The 14,733-nt window shown below is 35.5% G+C and carries 16 protein-coding genes; 6 read left to right on the forward strand and 10 right to left on the reverse strand.

Features of this window, described 5'->3' with window-relative positions:
* Window positions 1-8 precede the first annotated feature (8 nt).
* Genes CQA38_RS00900 through CQA38_RS00915 form a run of 4 tightly spaced genes read left to right on the forward strand, consistent with a single transcriptional unit; the run spans window position 9 to window position 2,136 of the window.
* Window positions 9-428 (forward strand): hypothetical protein, encoded by a 420-nt coding sequence (locus CQA38_RS00900; protein ID WP_137632127.1) that lies wholly within the window; start codon window positions 9-11, stop codon window positions 426-428.
* On the forward strand, window positions 425-736 hold the full coding sequence (gene fliN, locus CQA38_RS00905) for a flagellar motor switch protein FliN (protein WP_137632128.1): 312 nt from the start codon (window positions 425-427) through the stop codon (window positions 734-736). Before CQA38_RS00900 ends, fliN begins: the two co-directional genes overlap by 4 nt.
* A complete protein-coding gene (locus CQA38_RS00910) occupies window positions 736-1,533 on the forward strand; it encodes a hypothetical protein (RefSeq protein WP_137632129.1) in 798 nt (265 codons plus the stop codon). The genes fliN and CQA38_RS00910 overlap by 1 nt, the downstream gene beginning before the upstream one ends.
* Window positions 1,534-1,590: 57 nt before the next feature.
* Window positions 1,591-2,136, forward strand: coding sequence for a phosphatase PAP2 family protein (locus CQA38_RS00915; protein ID WP_137632130.1), 546 nt, complete (start codon window positions 1,591-1,593; stop codon window positions 2,134-2,136).
* An 8-nt stretch (window positions 2,137-2,144) separates the two neighbouring features.
* Here CQA38_RS00915 and CQA38_RS00920 read toward each other — a convergent pair whose 3' ends face one another.
* The 4 genes from CQA38_RS00920 to plsY form a co-directional block, all read right to left on the reverse strand.
* On the reverse strand, window positions 2,145-3,605 hold the full coding sequence (locus CQA38_RS00920) for a Ppx/GppA phosphatase family protein (RefSeq protein WP_137632131.1): 1,461 nt from the start codon (window positions 3,603-3,605) through the stop codon (window positions 2,145-2,147).
* A gap of 67 nt (window positions 3,606-3,672) precedes the next feature.
* Window positions 3,673-4,344, reverse strand: coding sequence for a homeostatic response regulator transcription factor HsrA (hsrA, locus tag CQA38_RS00925; protein ID WP_137632132.1), 672 nt, complete (start codon window positions 4,342-4,344; stop codon window positions 3,673-3,675).
* 83 nt (window positions 4,345-4,427) lie between these two features.
* The gene (locus tag CQA38_RS00930; protein ID WP_137632133.1) at window positions 4,428-4,745 is read right to left on the reverse strand and encodes a dihydroneopterin aldolase; all 318 of its coding nucleotides are present in this window, start codon (window positions 4,743-4,745) and stop codon (window positions 4,428-4,430) included.
* Window positions 4,730-5,356, reverse strand: coding sequence for a glycerol-3-phosphate 1-O-acyltransferase PlsY (plsY, locus tag CQA38_RS00935; protein ID WP_249355141.1), 627 nt, complete (start codon window positions 5,354-5,356; stop codon window positions 4,730-4,732). Before plsY ends, CQA38_RS00930 begins: the two co-directional genes overlap by 16 nt.
* A gap of 348 nt (window positions 5,357-5,704) precedes the next feature.
* Between plsY and CQA38_RS00940 the strand changes: the two genes are divergently transcribed.
* Window positions 5,705-7,348, forward strand: coding sequence for a GspE/PulE family protein (locus tag CQA38_RS00940; protein WP_137632134.1), 1,644 nt, complete (start codon window positions 5,705-5,707; stop codon window positions 7,346-7,348).
* Window positions 7,345-8,532, forward strand: coding sequence for a type II secretion system F family protein (locus CQA38_RS00945; protein ID WP_137632135.1), 1,188 nt, complete (start codon window positions 7,345-7,347; stop codon window positions 8,530-8,532). Before CQA38_RS00940 ends, CQA38_RS00945 begins: the two co-directional genes overlap by 4 nt.
* A 224-nt stretch (window positions 8,533-8,756) precedes the next feature.
* On the opposite strand, the gene CQA38_RS00950 is transcribed toward CQA38_RS00945, so the two are convergent.
* The 6 genes from CQA38_RS00950 to CQA38_RS00975 form a co-directional block, all read right to left on the reverse strand.
* Complete coding sequence (locus CQA38_RS00950) at window positions 8,757-9,293, reverse strand: HyaD/HybD family hydrogenase maturation endopeptidase (RefSeq protein WP_137632136.1); 537 nt, start codon at window positions 9,291-9,293, stop codon at window positions 8,757-8,759.
* Window positions 9,293-10,015, reverse strand: a complete 723-nt coding sequence (cybH, locus tag CQA38_RS00955) for a Ni/Fe-hydrogenase, b-type cytochrome subunit (RefSeq protein ID WP_238386846.1) — start codon at window positions 10,013-10,015, stop codon at window positions 9,293-9,295. Before cybH ends, CQA38_RS00950 begins: the two co-directional genes overlap by 1 nt.
* Before the next feature lie 10 nt (window positions 10,016-10,025).
* Window positions 10,026-11,741 (reverse strand): nickel-dependent hydrogenase large subunit, encoded by a 1,716-nt coding sequence (locus CQA38_RS00960; protein WP_137632138.1) that lies wholly within the window; start codon window positions 11,739-11,741, stop codon window positions 10,026-10,028.
* 3 nt (window positions 11,742-11,744) lie between these two features.
* Window positions 11,745-12,884, reverse strand: a complete 1,140-nt coding sequence (locus tag CQA38_RS00965; RefSeq protein ID WP_137632139.1) for a hydrogenase small subunit — start codon at window positions 12,882-12,884, stop codon at window positions 11,745-11,747.
* A gap of 254 nt (window positions 12,885-13,138) precedes the next feature.
* Window positions 13,139-13,933, reverse strand: coding sequence for a shikimate dehydrogenase (locus CQA38_RS00970; RefSeq protein WP_137632140.1), 795 nt, complete (start codon window positions 13,931-13,933; stop codon window positions 13,139-13,141).
* Window positions 13,930-14,733, reverse strand: coding sequence for an SPOR domain-containing protein (locus CQA38_RS00975; RefSeq protein WP_137632141.1), 804 nt, complete (start codon window positions 14,731-14,733; stop codon window positions 13,930-13,932). Before CQA38_RS00975 ends, CQA38_RS00970 begins: the two co-directional genes overlap by 4 nt.

The following is a 14,733-nucleotide window of genomic DNA, read 5'->3' on the forward strand; positions in this document are numbered from 1 at the left end:
GAGAAAAGATGTTTAGAGCTGTTGAGGATTCTATCAAGCATTTTTTTGAGGAAATTTTAAAAGGCAAGCTTACTCAAAGGGAGCATATAGAAGGTGAGCTTTATGGTGCGGCTATTATGCTTAAAAGCGAGATCGAGGGGGAATTTAACTTCTATCTTTTTTTCTCAAAAGAAGTTTTTGAACATTTTAGATTGGTATTTTTGCAAAATGTAACTTTTCATGAGGGCGATTTTTGCGACTTAGCTAAAGAATGTGCTAATGAAATCATAGGCTATGCAAAGATGAAACTCAATGAAAAAGGCGGGGATTATGTGCTTGGCATACCTGAGTATTTAGGTAGGGTTGATTTTGAAAATTTCAAGCTTGATAGAGCTTTAACTTTTGATCTTAACGGAGCTTTATTAAGAGTAGGTTATAAAAAAATATGAGTGAAAAATTAAATGAATTTGGCGATCATGCCGGCTTACTTGAGTCATACGAAGATATCTTAGACATAACCGTTGATTTTGTCAGCGAACTTGGCACTACAAATATGAGCGTAAGTGATCTTTTAAAGCTTGATGTGGGTTCTGTTATTGATCTTGAAAAGCCAGCCGGAGAAAGTGTTGAACTTTATATCAATAAAAGAATCTTTGGTAAAGGCGAAGTAATGGTATATGAAAAAAATCTTGCCATTCGTATCAATGAAATTTTAGATTCTAAAAGCGTTTTGCAATACTTTAAAAAAGAAGCATAATGAAATTTTTACTCTTTTTATGCTTTGCTCTACCCCTTTTTGCTGCCAAGCTTGTTGATTTTAGCGTGTATGAAAGAAGCGATAGGGTTGATTTGATGTTTGTTTTTGATAGTGCGTATAAGGGCAAGATCGTCCAGAAAAAAGAAGGGAATTTCGTGCTTATCACGCTTGATGAGTTAAGCACTGCAAAAGAAGAAAAAAGGGAACTCAAGTCAAATTTACTCAAGCAAATTCTCATCACCCCACAAAATAAACAAACCCTTATCATGCTTGAAACGCAAAATAACGCAAGCGTGAATGCAAGTAGCGATAAAGATCAAATTTCACTTCGCGTAAGAGTTTTACCTCAAGGTGTAAGTCAAAATGCCTTAAATGCCTCTACAGTAAGTATTTTAAGCTTAAAAAATGAAAACAATGAAAGCATAAAGCCCAAGAACTCGAGCCTAGAGGGCTTTGATTTTACAAATTATATCCTTGTTTTAAGCGTGCTTGTTTTACTCTTAATCGTGCTTTGGTGGATTAAACGCAAGCTTGAATACAAAAATCATTTTAACTCAAAAGAAGTTAAACTCATCTTTCAAAGACCTTTAGATAAAAATAATAAATTCATCATACTTGAATATGATAATAAACGCTACACCTTAATCATAGGGGCTTCAAATCTACTTTTGCAAACCAGTGATGCACAAAGTGAAGAAAGCCTTGAACATACACCTAAAGAGCGTAGTTTTGACAGCTTTTTTGAGGAAAATAAACAAAAAATTCAAAATCTCATCAAAAAAAAGGAGAAACAATGAAAAAATATCGATTAAGAAAGCTTGTGCTAGCTTTTGCTTGCATGATAAGCTTTTCTTATGGCAATGGGGGGGGGGCATTGGATTGAAAAATATGGCGATGTAATGCAGTTTTTGCCCTTAAGCTTAGCTACTTACACGCTTGCAACACAAGATTATGAAGGCTTTAAGCAACTTGCTTTAGGCTCTGCTTTAACTCTTGCTTCAACTTACGCAGTCAAATACAGCTTCGTAGCCCTTTCTAAACACGATGAACACTTAGCTCAAATTTCTCAACGTCCTAAAAACGGCAGTTTTGATGGCTTTCCTAGCGGACACACTTCTTTTGCCTTTGTTGCAGCTGGTTTTTCACATAAACGATATGGTTTAAAAGCGAGTTTGCCTTTTACTTTGCTAGCTAGCACGGTTGGAGCTTCAAGGATACACGCTCAAAGACACACCACAGCTCAAGTTATCGCCGGAGCAGTTTTGGGCTATAGTTTAAGTTATTTCAGCGCTGATGAGTTTGATGAAAATTTACATTTAGCTTTTCTTATGGATAATGAGAAAAAGCTAGATCAAAGTTATCAAAACACGTATAAGCTTGTATTTTCATATAAATTCTAAGCTTTTAATCAAGGCTTTTGATTTAAAACAAGAACCAAGTCCTGAGGTAAGATAAGTTTTTTAAGCTCATCTTTTGGGATATTGAGATTTTTAGTGCTGTAAAGATATAAGCTGTTATTGTGAAGTGTAAATTCAAGTTTGCTTTCATTTGGGTGATTTAAAGCGATGATTTTTGCATAACCAAGCATAAAATTCAGCCAAGACATAATCTCAAATGAAGGCAAAAGCTCCTTAAAAGGTTCAGCATAAATGCCGATCTTTCGTCCAGCACTGCGAATAAGTATGGCAATGAGTGTTTTTTCTTGATGAGAAAAATTATAATTTAAAGCATTGAGGATAAAATATGAACTATGCTCATTTGAAAAGTAAAAATTCAAATACGAGCCTATATTGCAAAGCTTAGCAGCATGAATTAATGTGCTTTTATAATGCGCGTCAAGATTGTGTAAAATTGAAAGCTCATCAAAGAGCAAAGAAACATAATGAGGAATTTTAGTTTTTTCTTTGCCCAAAAATCGATCCTGCAAGGACTTTACGCTTGGATTAAAATTACTTGCAAAGCGTTTATTAGGTGGTAAGATATCATTTAAATACACACCCTCACGCACTCCAACTCCACTTGTAATCACTTCTTTTGTGCCAAGTTTGGCTGCGATTTTTGTAAAGATCAACGCGCCTTCTTTGATCGTATCAAAACGATCCTTTTTGATACCATAATCATACAAATCCTCAACGCTCGCATTTAAAATTCTCTCAAGGTGTTTTTTTTCATTTTTAAGTTTATAACTAAATTCGTGCAAAGTTTTCAAAGGATATGAGTTTTTATCCATAATGGAACTTGAAATCGCCCTTAAACTTCCCCCTATAGCGATGAGTTTGTCGTTTTTAAAATGCTCTGGGATCAGCTTTAAGCTCTCATCTAAAAAAGTATCAAGCTTTTCAAACCTGTTTGTATCATAAAATAACTCCTTAAGCCTCACTGTTCCAAGGTCTAAAGAAAGGCAGTCTTGAATTTTACCTTCTTTAATCAAACACAGCTCACTTGAACCTCCGCCTATATCTAAAGTCGTCGCATTTTTTATGTTTGAGAGTAAATTTAAAGCCGCTAAGCCGCCTAGGTAAGATTCTGTTTTGCCGTCTATACAGCGTATGTTTAAGCCAAGCTTAGCTTTTACTTCTTTGATAAAATCCTTGCCATTTGGAGCGTCTCTTAAGGCTGAGGTGCCAACAATGAGAATTTTTTTACATTTGTGCTTTAAAGCCATTTCTTTAAAATACTCTAAGGTTTCTAGAGTTCTTTGCATGGCTTGAGCTTGTAAGAATTTAGCGTTATTATAGGCGTTTTCGCCAAGTCTTACCTTGCGTTTGTATTCAGCTAAAGTATGAAAGGCGTATCGAGAACTTTTTTCAAAGATAACAAGACGCACTGAGTTAGAACCCAAATCCACTATAGCTGTTCGTTTTGCCATCACAAAACTCCCTAAGCAATTTGGGCTTGATTGTTGAGTTTTTGCATTATCTCAAACTTTAAATAGCTTATGATTTTTTAGGAAAACAAAAGCGATAACCGCGACGACGAACGGTTTCTATGGTTGAGATATTTAAAGGTTTATCCATTTTTTGACGAATTTGATTGATAGCAACTTCGATAACATTAGGAGTGACAAGCTCTGGCTCCTCCCAAATCGCATCTAAAAGTTGCTCTTTAGAGACAATTTGATCAGAATGCCTTGCAAGATGTGTAAGAACTTCAAAAGGCTTACCTTTAAGCTCTATTTCTTGTCCTTTATAAGTGATCTTTTCTTCATCTGGATCAATAGTTAGCTCATCTATCTTAATGACATTGCTTCCACCCATTCTTAAACGAGCTTCAATGCGGGCTAAAAGCACATCAAAATCAGCTGGCTTTTTGATATAATCATCAGCACCAAGTTTAAGGGCTTTGATCTCATTTTGCTTGTCGTTTTTAGCAGAGAGTATCAAAACAGCAGTACGAGGAGATTTTTGCTTTACCACACCGATGAGATCAGCACCCTCGCCGTCTGGTAAGCTCCAGCTTGAAAGTACAAGATCATAATGTCTAATGCCGATAAAGTATTCGCCATCTTTGAAATTTTCTGAAGAATCAGTTTGATAGCCTGATTGATTGAGATTTTCTACGAGGTTTTTGTTTAAAGCATTGTCGTCTTCAATCACTAAAATTCTCATTGGATTAATCCTTAAATTTTTAAAATCTTAAGTGTAAATGATAACACAATTTAAGTAAATATTCAAAAAACTTTAAAAAAAATTTAATATTTTTTCTTTAAGTAAGCACCGCATTTTGCTTTTTTTATAATCTTTGGTTTATAAATGCTGATTTTTATAAATGTCAAATTTGGATAAAGCTCTTTTAGATGAAGACTTATAAAGCTCAAAGCCTCTTCTAAAAGCTTAAATCGCTCTTCTTTGAAAGTCTTTTTAAGCCATTTGCAAATCAAAGCATAATCTAAAAAATCACTACTTTTAGCCCTAAGCTTAATGATAATCTTTTGCTTTTTTTCTCGCTCAAAATCCAAAATTCCAATGATACATTTGAATTGAAGTTTTATTTTTATATGACTTTGCATTCTTCTTTGAAAATCAATCTTTTGATATTTGGTATGTGTTTATAAAAGATGATAAAACAGATGATAAGAATCGGTGCGTGTGTATGAATTTGGGGCATATCATAATGAAATACAAAAGAAGCGATAATAAAGCTTAATGCCCCAGCAAGTGAAGCAAGACTTGAAATTTTAAACACCTTAGCAACCACAAACCAAACAAATAAAGCCACCAAAAGCTCAAGTGGCAACAAAACAGCCATAACCCCAGCCCCAGTAGCTATGCCCTTGCCTCCGTCTAAAAAAAGATAGATAGAAAAACAATGCCCAAGCACCGCAAAAACACCTATACTCCAAAGCATATTTGCATCAGCTCCCATAAATTTAGCGATTAAAATCGGACATGCTGCCTTAGCAAAATCAAGAATGATAGTTGCGATAGCAAGTTTTTTAGCTAGGGCTGGGTCAGTTTGCTTGACTACCCTTAAGACATTTGTTGCGCCTATACTTTTGCTTCCCTCGCTTTTAATATCTACTTTTGCAAAAACAAGGGCTAAAATCAGTCCAAAAGGAATAGAGCCTAAAAGATATATGCTAAGATAAATGAGTAAATTTGCCCCTTGATTTGAACTTATATCGCCAAAAGCAAAGTTAAGCACGATGAAAAAGCCCACAAAAACATATAAAGCGCTATCATCAAAATCAAGTTTTTTAAACGCACAGACATACAAAATAAGTCCAGAAATCAGTCCGCAGATGATTTTAAGCATAAAATGAGTATGAAAAAACGGTACAACGCAGATCAAAACAGCTGCAGCTAAGCCAAAAGCAAAGAGAGTGGTATTTTTTTGCATCAATTTTTCCTTATTTTTTGAAATTATACCCGAATTCATAAGCTATAAATTAACACATTCTTAAAAAATCTTTATAAATTCGCCTTTCTTAAAGTTGGCTTTTGTTATGATTAAAGAAAGGAGGGTAGGGTGCAAAATTGTGATGAGTTAAAAAACAAATTTCAAGCTTTAGGCATAAATATTCAAGATAAAAACTCGCTTCAAAAACTTGAGTATGTGAAAATCTTGCCTATTTTATGTGAGTTATATGAGCAAGATAAGCTTACACTTGATACAATTTATCTTGATTTAAATATCAATAAAGATCGTTTTTTGCGTGATTTTGCTGTGTTTAAAGGGTTTGAATTTCAAGCTTTAAAAGAGTATAATCCTTATTTTTTGTCTAAATTAAGTCTTAAGCAGATGAAAGAGTGTCAATGTCTTGTTTTTCAAGAAGATGAGAACTTCATTTATCTTGCTTTTGCAAAAATACCTTCAAATGAACTTTTAGATAAGCTTCAAGCTTCTTTTAAACATAAATTCATCAAAATTTTTCTTGCAAATCCTTCAAAGATAGAAAATTTCATTGAAAAATATAGCCTTGAATGCGAGATTAATGACTTAATCGCTGAGCTTAAAATAGAACTTACACATAGCGATAAAAAGGATAAGAGTGCAGTAGCAAAGCTTTTTGAGCTTATTTGTTTGCAAGCTATAAAGCTTAGGGCAAGTGATATACACTTTGAACCAAGCAGTGAAGAAGCTTTGATACGTTTTAGGATAGATGGACTTTTGGGTGTTTTTTTGCGAGTAGAGCTTGAAATTTATCATGCTTTGATTTTATATATCAAGCTTTTGGCTCACTTAAATATAGCTGAGACAAGAAAAGCCCAAGATGGAAGTTTTGTGATGGAATTTGAGGGCTTAGAATACGATTTTAGGCTTTCGTCTTTACCTTTGCTTTATGCTGAAAGTTTGGTGCTTCGAATTTTAAAACGAAAACAGAAGTTTTTAAGCCTTGAAAATTTGGAGTTTGAAGCTAAGAGTTTGCAACTTTTTTGCCAAAGCATTCAACTGCCTTTTGGTATGATCCTTGTTACAGGGCCAACAGGAAGCGGAAAAAGCACGACTTTGTATGCAGCGATGAGTGAAATTCAAAATGAAAATAAAAAGATTATCAGCGTTGAAGATCCGGTAGAATACCGCTTAAGCTTGGTGCAGCAAATTTTACTTAATCCTAAAGCTGGGCTTGATTTTAACAATGCTTTAAGGGCGATTTTAAGGCAAGATCCAGATGTGATTATGATAGGTGAGATGAGAGATGAACAAAGTCTTGATATAGCTGTTAAATCAGCTCTTACAGGGCATTTAGTGTTTTCAACCTTGCATACAAATGATGCTGTCTCAGCCATCAGCAGAATGCTTGATATGAAAGCAAAGCCTTATTTACTTGCTTCAGCTCTTACGCTCATCATCGCTCAAAGGCTTGTGCGAAAGCTTTGTAAGCATTGTAAAGAAAAAGTTAGCATTGAATTTGAAGGCGTAAAAGAAGAGTTTTTTGAAGCAAGAGGTTGTGAATACTGCAGGCAAAGCGGTTTTGTAGGTAGGGAAGTGGTGGCTGAGTTTTTATTTATCGATACAAATTTAGCTGAAATGATACGAGAAAACAAGAGCAAAAACGAGCTTTTAGCGTATGCAAGAAAACAAGGTTTTAAAACTATGTTTGAGCTAGGTTTGGCTAAGGTAAGGCTTGGAGTTACGAGTTTGCAAGAGCTTTTAAGGGTGCTAAGATGAAAAAATTTAGTGTTCTTATCAAGTCTAAAAATAAAACAAAAAGCCTTATCATCAAAGCTCAAAACAAGCTAAAAGCACAAGATGAGCTTAGGGCTAAGGGTTTTAATGTCCTTCATATAGAAGAATTTAGGTATTTTGATCTTAGTTTAAAGCCACAAATTTTAGCCTTGCTTTTTAAGGAGCTTTCCTTGCTTTTGGGTGCTGGAGTGAGTGTATCTTTGGCTTTTAAAGAGTTAAAAGCTCATCATAAAGACACTAAAATCAAGCTTTTTTTAACACGAATTCTCCAAGCTCTTCAAAGCGGACAAAGCTTAAATATAGCTTTTGAAAATTCTGGTTTTGCTTTTGATAGGGCTGAGCTTGCTTTGATTAAGATGGGAGAAAACACAGGCGATTTATCTAGTGTGTTTTTAAGACTTTGCGAGCTAAGAGAAAAAAGCTTAAACAATACAAAACGTCTTAAAAAAGCTTTGGCGTATCCTTTGTTTGTCTTTGTATCTTTGATCGTGGTATTTTGTGCTTTAATGCTTTTTGTAGTGCCTGAATTTAAACTTATCTTTGATGATTTTGAGCTTGAACTGCCTTTTATCACGCGTTTTATGCTGGCTATATATAATTTTTTGCAAGACTTTTTCGTGCCTTTGCTTGTGCTTTGTTGCGTGTTTTTGATATTTTTTGTGTATTTGTATAAGAAAAATCACGATTTTGCGTATTTTAATCATGCTTTGTTGCTAAAAATTCCTTTTTTCTCAAAACTCATCTTTTATAATCAAAACACTCATTTTTTTATGATTTTTGCTTTGCTTTTGCAAAGTGCGTTGCCACTACAGCACTCTTTAAAACTTGCAAGAATGAGCCTAAGTAATCTTTTCTTGCAAGAAAAGTTTCAAAAGCTAGACGAGCTTTGCGAGCAAGGCTTAAGGCTTGATGAGGCATTTAAGAGGCTAGCTTTGTTTGAGCCTATAGTTTTATCTATGTTAGCTGTAGCGATGAAAAGCTCCAAACTTCACGAAATGAGTGCAAAAATCGCTGAGTATTATGAGCTCAAACAAAATCATATCATGGATACTTTTTTACTTCTTTTAGAGCCTTTAATGACGCTTTTTGTAGCAGTTTTGGTGCTATTTTTGGCTTTGGGAATTTTCTTGCCAATGTGGGAGCTTAATTCTGGCGTAAGTTTTTGATATGAAATAAATCATAAAAAAGCAAGAATTTTTTCCATTGTGAGAAATGAAAGGGCATTATAATCTAATCTTTAGTTGCCTCAAGCTTAACAACCAATCCACAAAATTTAGTAAAATCTAATTTTCTTGGTTTAAATTTTTACATAATAAATTATTTTTCTCTTAATTTCATTTTTTAAAAAAGTATTAAATTTAAGCTTATATTAAAAATAAGCGGGTGTGGTTTAGGGGTTTTTATATGAAATTTCAGCAAGTTCTTGTATAGAAAAATCATTTATTTTTTCGTAACTAAAGCCTTCTTTGCTAAGGTATTCAAGTAAAGTTTTTTGCATGAGAGGTATGGCTTTTAAAAGCTCGCTTGAAAGCTCAAAGCTCATAGGTTCTATGCGTTTTGGTATCACAGCTAGAATTTGAGTTTGGGGCAAATCCCCGTTTAGCTCCATAAACTGCAGAGTTTGAAGCATTTCTATCTCATGAGCGCTTCCACTCCAAGAGATTTTTTTTGGCATGGCTGAATAAGGAAAGAAAAACACATCGCCTATATTTGCATCATCAGCTTCTAAGCAATCTATAATGATAAGCCTATCATAGCTTGCAAGTATGTAGCTAAGCTGAAAGGCTAAGGTGCCTCCATCCATAAATTCAAGGCTTGCATTTGGGTGATGAAAGGCGTAGTTTTTTTGCATAAGCTTTGCAAAATGCACCCCCACGCCCTCATCGGCAAACATGATATTGCCTATACCAAGTACAAGATAACGCATTAAAATCTTTGATCGTCTCTTATGTATTTGTAGCCACTAAATATAGCATCTAAACTACCATCTTTACCTTTAAGCGAGTTAAACACAGCCATATAAATGTGTATAGGCACAAAAACAATAATAACCCACATTAAAAGCCTATGGTAAGTACGAACTTCAGCTAATCCACCAAGCATAGCTTCTATAGGGCGAAGTATGCCATACAAAAAGCCGCCAAGTCCGTCATGATATACATGCACATACAAAATAAGCCCTGTGATAATGATACCAAACATAACTGCATAAAAAAAAGTATAAGTTGCAAACTGCAAAGGATTATAACAACCTTTTAAATGTGGATGTTTGCCTATAAAAAGATAGAATTTAAGCTGTTCTATCCATACTTTTGGGCTAAGCGTATCTTTAAGACTGACGCGTTCTTTGTGACTGATCCTATCAAAGAAGAACAAATATACCTTAAAAAGTATACAAGCAAGCAAGATAAAGCCAGCAACTTCATGTACAAAGCGGTATTTTGCCTGCATAAAATTTGTTGGCTCTGCATTGCTTATAGGGCTTTGAAACACATAAGAAAGGTAAAAGCCTGTGCCTACTAAAATCACTATGCTAATAGCTCTAAGCCAATGCGTAGCACGAAGTCCTATGCTAAATTCATACTCAGTGCGACGAGGCTGTCCGTCAAGATCAGCCCTTAGGCTATTTAGTGCAATTTTTTCTTTCATGTGAAGCTCCTTAGACATTTACGCTGACTTTGTATTCGCTTAAATTATTGCCTTTAGTATCCATAACATGCACAGCACACGCTATACAAGGATCGTAGGAGTGAATTTTGCGTATGATTTCAAGCGGTTGTTTGACATCGGCTATTTTAAGCCCTATGAGGCATTCTTCATAGCTTCCGCCTTTGCCTTTGCTGTCTTTTGGAGAAGCATTCCAAGTGCTTGGCACTACAGCTTGCCAGTTTTCAATCACGCCGTTTTTAATCCTGCACCAATGAGATAAAGTTCCTCTTGGTACATGCCCCATATATCGTCCTTTATACTCTTTGTTTGGATCGATAACATAAGGCGCGCAAGTACTTTGATCTGTTTTTAAATTTTCAACCAAGTTGTTAAATGCTGTAAGAGCATTATCAGCGATAACTTTTGCTTCTATACAACGAGTTGCAGTTCTTCCAAGTGTGCTTAAAACGGCTGTTATAGGAAGCCCTGTTACCTTTAAGAACTCATCAACAACTGGCACGACATATTTATTACCTTTGACATAATTTACAGCTATATTTGCCAAAGGTCCTACTTGCATAGCCTCACCATCATATCTTGGTGCTTTGATCCAGCTGTATTTACCTGCTGTGTTAAAATTCTTTGTTTTAACAACTTTGCCATGATGATCTATGCTCTCACCATCAACAAGTCCGGTATAATTTGGCTCAGTTTCGCCATCATAAGGATGAAGTGGAGCGTCATTTTTATACCAAGAATGCGTTGCTTCTTCAGTGATCTTATCTTCTTCTACCTCATAAACCTTGCTTAAATCGCCATTTTTGATGATACCGCTTTCAAAGAGCCATTCATTTGCTCCAAGTTGAAATTCTTGGAAAGTAAATAAATTTGGCACGCCCACATCATTAACCACGCTTGCTTCTGTGGCGTATTTTTTACCAGCCATGATTAAATCCGGATAATACGCACGATTTACAAAGTCAGCCACTTCTTTGAATTTTTCTAAATACTCGCCCATTCTAGCTGGACTTAAAAGATCCATAACACAAGTTACACCGCCAACTGTTAAGCTTTGAGGGTGTGGATTTTTAGCACCAAAAATAGCCATACATTGAGCGATAATCCTTTGCACCCTTAAGCACTCAAGATAATGAGAGAGTGCGATAAGGTTTTCTTCTGGACTTAAGCGATAAGTCGGGTGTCCATAATACGCATTTGCAAAAGGTCCAAGATTGCCCTTATCCACAAAGGTTTTTACTCTTTTTTGCACTTCTAGGAGTTTATCAGCTCCAGTTGCATAAGGATTTGGAGTAAAAGTAAAAGCCAAATCACTTGCTTTTTTCACATCAGCACTTAAGGCTGAAACTATATCTACCCAATCAAGCGCGTGCAATTGATAAAAATGCACTATGTGATCGTGTAAAAAGAGGGCTGAGTTCATCAATGTCCTCGTTAAAAGTGCATTAAGAGGAGGAGTAATACCAAGAGCGTTTTCAACTGCTACAATGCCTGCTTTATAATGAGAAAAAGTGCAAACCCCACAGATTCTTTGGGTTAAAAAGCCAGCATCTCTTGGATCGCGTCCTTTAACGATAACTTCTATACCACGCCACAAAGTTGAGCCTGAGTAGGCTTCTTTAACGACATTATTTTCATCAACGACAACTTCAACTCTAAGGTGTCCTTCTATTCTTGTGATAGGATCTACGATAATTTTTTGACTCATATTTTATTCCTCATTTCCTTTTTTCATAGTTGCAATTGCAGCGTGAGCAGCTATAGCTACGCCTGTAAGACAAAGCACGCCAATGCCGATTTTATCAGCCATAGCATCAGAACCCAAACCACCAAATACGCTGTTAAATTGGTGGCTTGCTAAAGGTTTTTCAAAAGGTTGCATAGTATCCCAGAAATTTGGCTCAGAACAACCTATGCAACCATGTCCTGCTTGAATAGGCCAAGAAGTGTGCTGGTTAAATCTTTCTCTTGAGCAATTATTAAAAGTATAAGGTCCTTTGCAACCTACTTTATATAAACAATATCCATTCTTTGCTCCCTCATCACCAAAATGCTCGACAAATTCACCCGCATCAAAATGCCCCCTTCTTTCGCAAAGATCGTGAATTCTTAAGCCATAAGCCCATTTTGGACGATTATACACATCAAGAGCTGGTTTGCCAAAGAGTAAAAACTGAAGCACATTGCCAACTATATTTTTTTCACTTGGCGGACAGCCCGGGACATTAATCACTTCTTTGTTTGTGATTTTGTGTAAAGGTTTAGCGTTGCTTGGATTTGGGTGGGCTGCTTGAATGCCACCAAAGCTTGAACAAGTACCTATAGCAAGGATAGCTTTGGCGTTATTACAGGCTTCAGTAGCGATTTGTCTGCCCGTTTTAGCGTGAGCTCCTATAGTAAGATAGTTTTCAGTTTCTCCAACTGGAATTCCACCCTCAACCATTAAAAAATAATTCCCTTTGTATTTTTCAATGGCTGATTCTAAATTCTCTTCAGCTTGCCAACCAGAAGCTGCCATAACCGTTTCATGGTATTCTAAAGAGATATAGTCAAAAATAAGACTATCAATAGTTGGTGTATCGCTTCTTAGTAAGCTTTCGCTACAACCTGTGCATTCAGCCATATGCAGCCATATAACAGGCACGCGATCAGTAAGCTCTGCAGCCCTTGCGACCATAGGCGTAAAGCTTGCAGGCAAAGCTAAAAATGCTGTCATTGCCCCAGCCCATTTCATAAAATCTCTTCTTGAAAATCCAGCTTCTTCTAAAGCTTTGGGTATAGAAGAATTTCCTTTCATAGAAGGCAGACTTTCAAGCTCTTTCAAACGAGCTTCTAGTTCTTTAAAAGTCATTTTGACCCCTTTTGGTTTTTATTTGATTAAGCTAATGATAAGATAAGATTTATTAATTTTAGTTTAATTTTGATAATTTATTTTCAAGCGTGTAAAAAATAAACACAAGAGAAATGTAATTTATTTACCTTTTAATTTTATATTTTTGTGCCTCATGCATATTTTCGCATTTTTAACATATCTAAAAATTTTTCTTACCTAAGAGCTTTTTAAAAGTAAATTTTTAGCTAAAAAACTAAATTTATAAGTTTTGATTATAGTAAAAGAGCTTCTTTCATGGCTTTGATTATGCTTGCATCTTTAGTCTCGTCTTTTAAATCAAAAAAGAGTTTAAAAGCAAAAATACCTTGCCATAAAAGCATATCAAGTCCGTCTTTGCATTCGAGTTTGTTGTGTTTGCAAAGCTGTAAAAAGGGTGTTTGCTTGCCATAAATCACCTCAAAAGCATATCGAGCTTTTTTGCAAAGTTCGTTAAGTAAATTTACTTCGCAAGGTAAATTCTCATCTTTAAGTCCAGCTGAAGTAGTATTGATGATAAGATCGTATTCTTGCACTTTGAGTTTGTCATAAGTATAGTTTTCATAGTTTTGAAAATGAAGTAATTTTTCTTTTGAGCGATTCGCAACGCACACTTCAACGCCTTTTTGATCAAGTATAAAGGCTAAAGCCTTAGCTGTGCCACCAGCTCCTAAAATCAAAGCTTTTTTTATAGTTGTGAAATTTTCTATAGCCTTTAAAAAGCCTAAGCCATCGGTATTATAAGCATAAATTTGCTTTTCTTTGATAAGTAGAGTATTGGCTGAACCTATTTTTAAAGCAAGTTCATCCTTAAAATCAGCGATTTTTAAAGCTTCTTCTTTAAAGGGTAAGGTGATATTTGCTCCATAAAGCCCTAAAGCAAAAAGTGTATTTTTTAGTTCATTTTTATCACGCAAATGATAGCGAAGATACAAGCCATCAAGCTTTAAAGCTTTAATGGCGTTGTTGTGCATTCTAGGGGACTTTGAATGCACGATAGGATCGCCAATGACAGCTAAAAGACATTTCATTTTACTTGGAAAGTAAAGGCGTCTTTTTTGATCTTTTCCCTGATCTTGCTAAGTTCGGCGCTAAGTTCATCTTTTGAGAAAGGTCCTATAAGCACTCTTGTTACATCGTTATTATTGACTTTTGTTTTATAAAGCTTATATTCATAGCCATTTTGCTTGATGAGGGCAAGTTCTTTTGACTTTGGATCAAACTTAGACACTGAAAAAATTTGTATATAAGTCCCAGCACTAAGTTTGTCATCATTTGCTGTGGTTTTTACATCATCAAATAAGTCTTTAGGGTCAGTAGCTGCTGGTTTTGGCTCAGTTTTTGGCTTTGTTGTAGTTGTAGGGCTTGATTGGGTTTTGCTTGGTGGTGTTGGCTTTTTCTCTTCGGCAGAGGGCTTTGCTGTCGTTTGGACTGGTTCTTGTGGCAGGGTAGTTGGAATTTCTACTCTAGGTTCTTCTAAAGGTGGCATTGCAAAGCTTTGATTGGCTTCATTGCCAGCACTTTCGTTTTGTTCAAGTCCTTGCATTCTATCTCTTAAAGCTTGAAATTGATCATCTTCTATGGTTGAAGAGCTGATTGGAATTTGATCAAAAGTATTTGGACTTTGTTCGTTGCTTGGTTCGCTCGGAAAGATACTTTGAGAATTTTGCGCTTGGTTCGTGCTTTCATCGCTGTTAATGAGCTTCATCACTATCATTACAATCAAAAACAAGATAACAAGGGCGATAACACGAAGCAGGATTTTTTTAATCTTTTCGCTTTTGTTGTTTTTATCCAAGATGAGATCATCAAAACTATTTTTATTCTCCAT

This window comes from Campylobacter sp. MIT 12-5580, from assembly GCF_005406235.1.
GTDB lineage: Bacteria > Campylobacterota > Campylobacteria > Campylobacterales > Campylobacteraceae > Campylobacter_D.

Excerpts from the sequence above, each read along its gene's own strand:
- CQA38_RS00900 (WP_137632127.1), top strand. The coding sequence starts at position 9 with ATGTTTAGAGCTGTTGAGGATTCTATCAAGCATTTTTTTGAGGAAATT.
- fliN (WP_137632128.1), top strand. The coding sequence starts at position 425 with ATGAGTGAAAAATTAAATGAATTTGGCGATCATGCCGGCTTACTTGAG.
- CQA38_RS00910 (WP_137632129.1), top strand. The coding sequence starts at position 736 with ATGAAATTTTTACTCTTTTTATGCTTTGCTCTACCCCTTTTTGCTGCC.
- CQA38_RS00915 (WP_137632130.1), top strand. The coding sequence starts at position 1,591 with ATGGCAATGGGGGGGGGGCATTGGATTGAAAAATATGGCGATGTAATG.
- CQA38_RS00920 (WP_137632131.1), bottom strand. The coding sequence starts at position 3,605 with ATGGCAAAACGAACAGCTATAGTGGATTTGGGTTCTAACTCAGTGCGT.
- hsrA (WP_137632132.1), bottom strand. The coding sequence starts at position 4,344 with ATGAGAATTTTAGTGATTGAAGACGACAATGCTTTAAACAAAAACCTC.
- CQA38_RS00930 (WP_137632133.1), bottom strand. The coding sequence starts at position 4,745 with ATGCAAAGTCATATAAAAATAAAACTTCAATTCAAATGTATCATTGGA.
- CQA38_RS00945 (WP_137632135.1), top strand. The coding sequence starts at position 7,345 with ATGAAAAAATTTAGTGTTCTTATCAAGTCTAAAAATAAAACAAAAAGC.
- CQA38_RS00950 (WP_137632136.1), bottom strand. The coding sequence starts at position 9,293 with ATGCGTTATCTTGTACTTGGTATAGGCAATATCATGTTTGCCGATGAG.
- cybH (WP_238386846.1), bottom strand. The coding sequence starts at position 10,015 with ATGAAAGAAAAAATTGCACTAAATAGCCTAAGGGCTGATCTTGACGGA.
- CQA38_RS00960 (WP_137632138.1), bottom strand. The coding sequence starts at position 11,741 with ATGAGTCAAAAAATTATCGTAGATCCTATCACAAGAATAGAAGGACAC.
- CQA38_RS00965 (WP_137632139.1), bottom strand. The coding sequence starts at position 12,884 with ATGACTTTTAAAGAACTAGAAGCTCGTTTGAAAGAGCTTGAAAGTCTG.
- CQA38_RS00970 (WP_137632140.1), bottom strand. The coding sequence starts at position 13,933 with ATGAAATGTCTTTTAGCTGTCATTGGCGATCCTATCGTGCATTCAAAG.
- CQA38_RS00975 (WP_137632141.1), bottom strand. The coding sequence starts at position 14,733 with ATGGAGAATAAAAATAGTTTTGATGATCTCATCTTGGATAAAAACAAC.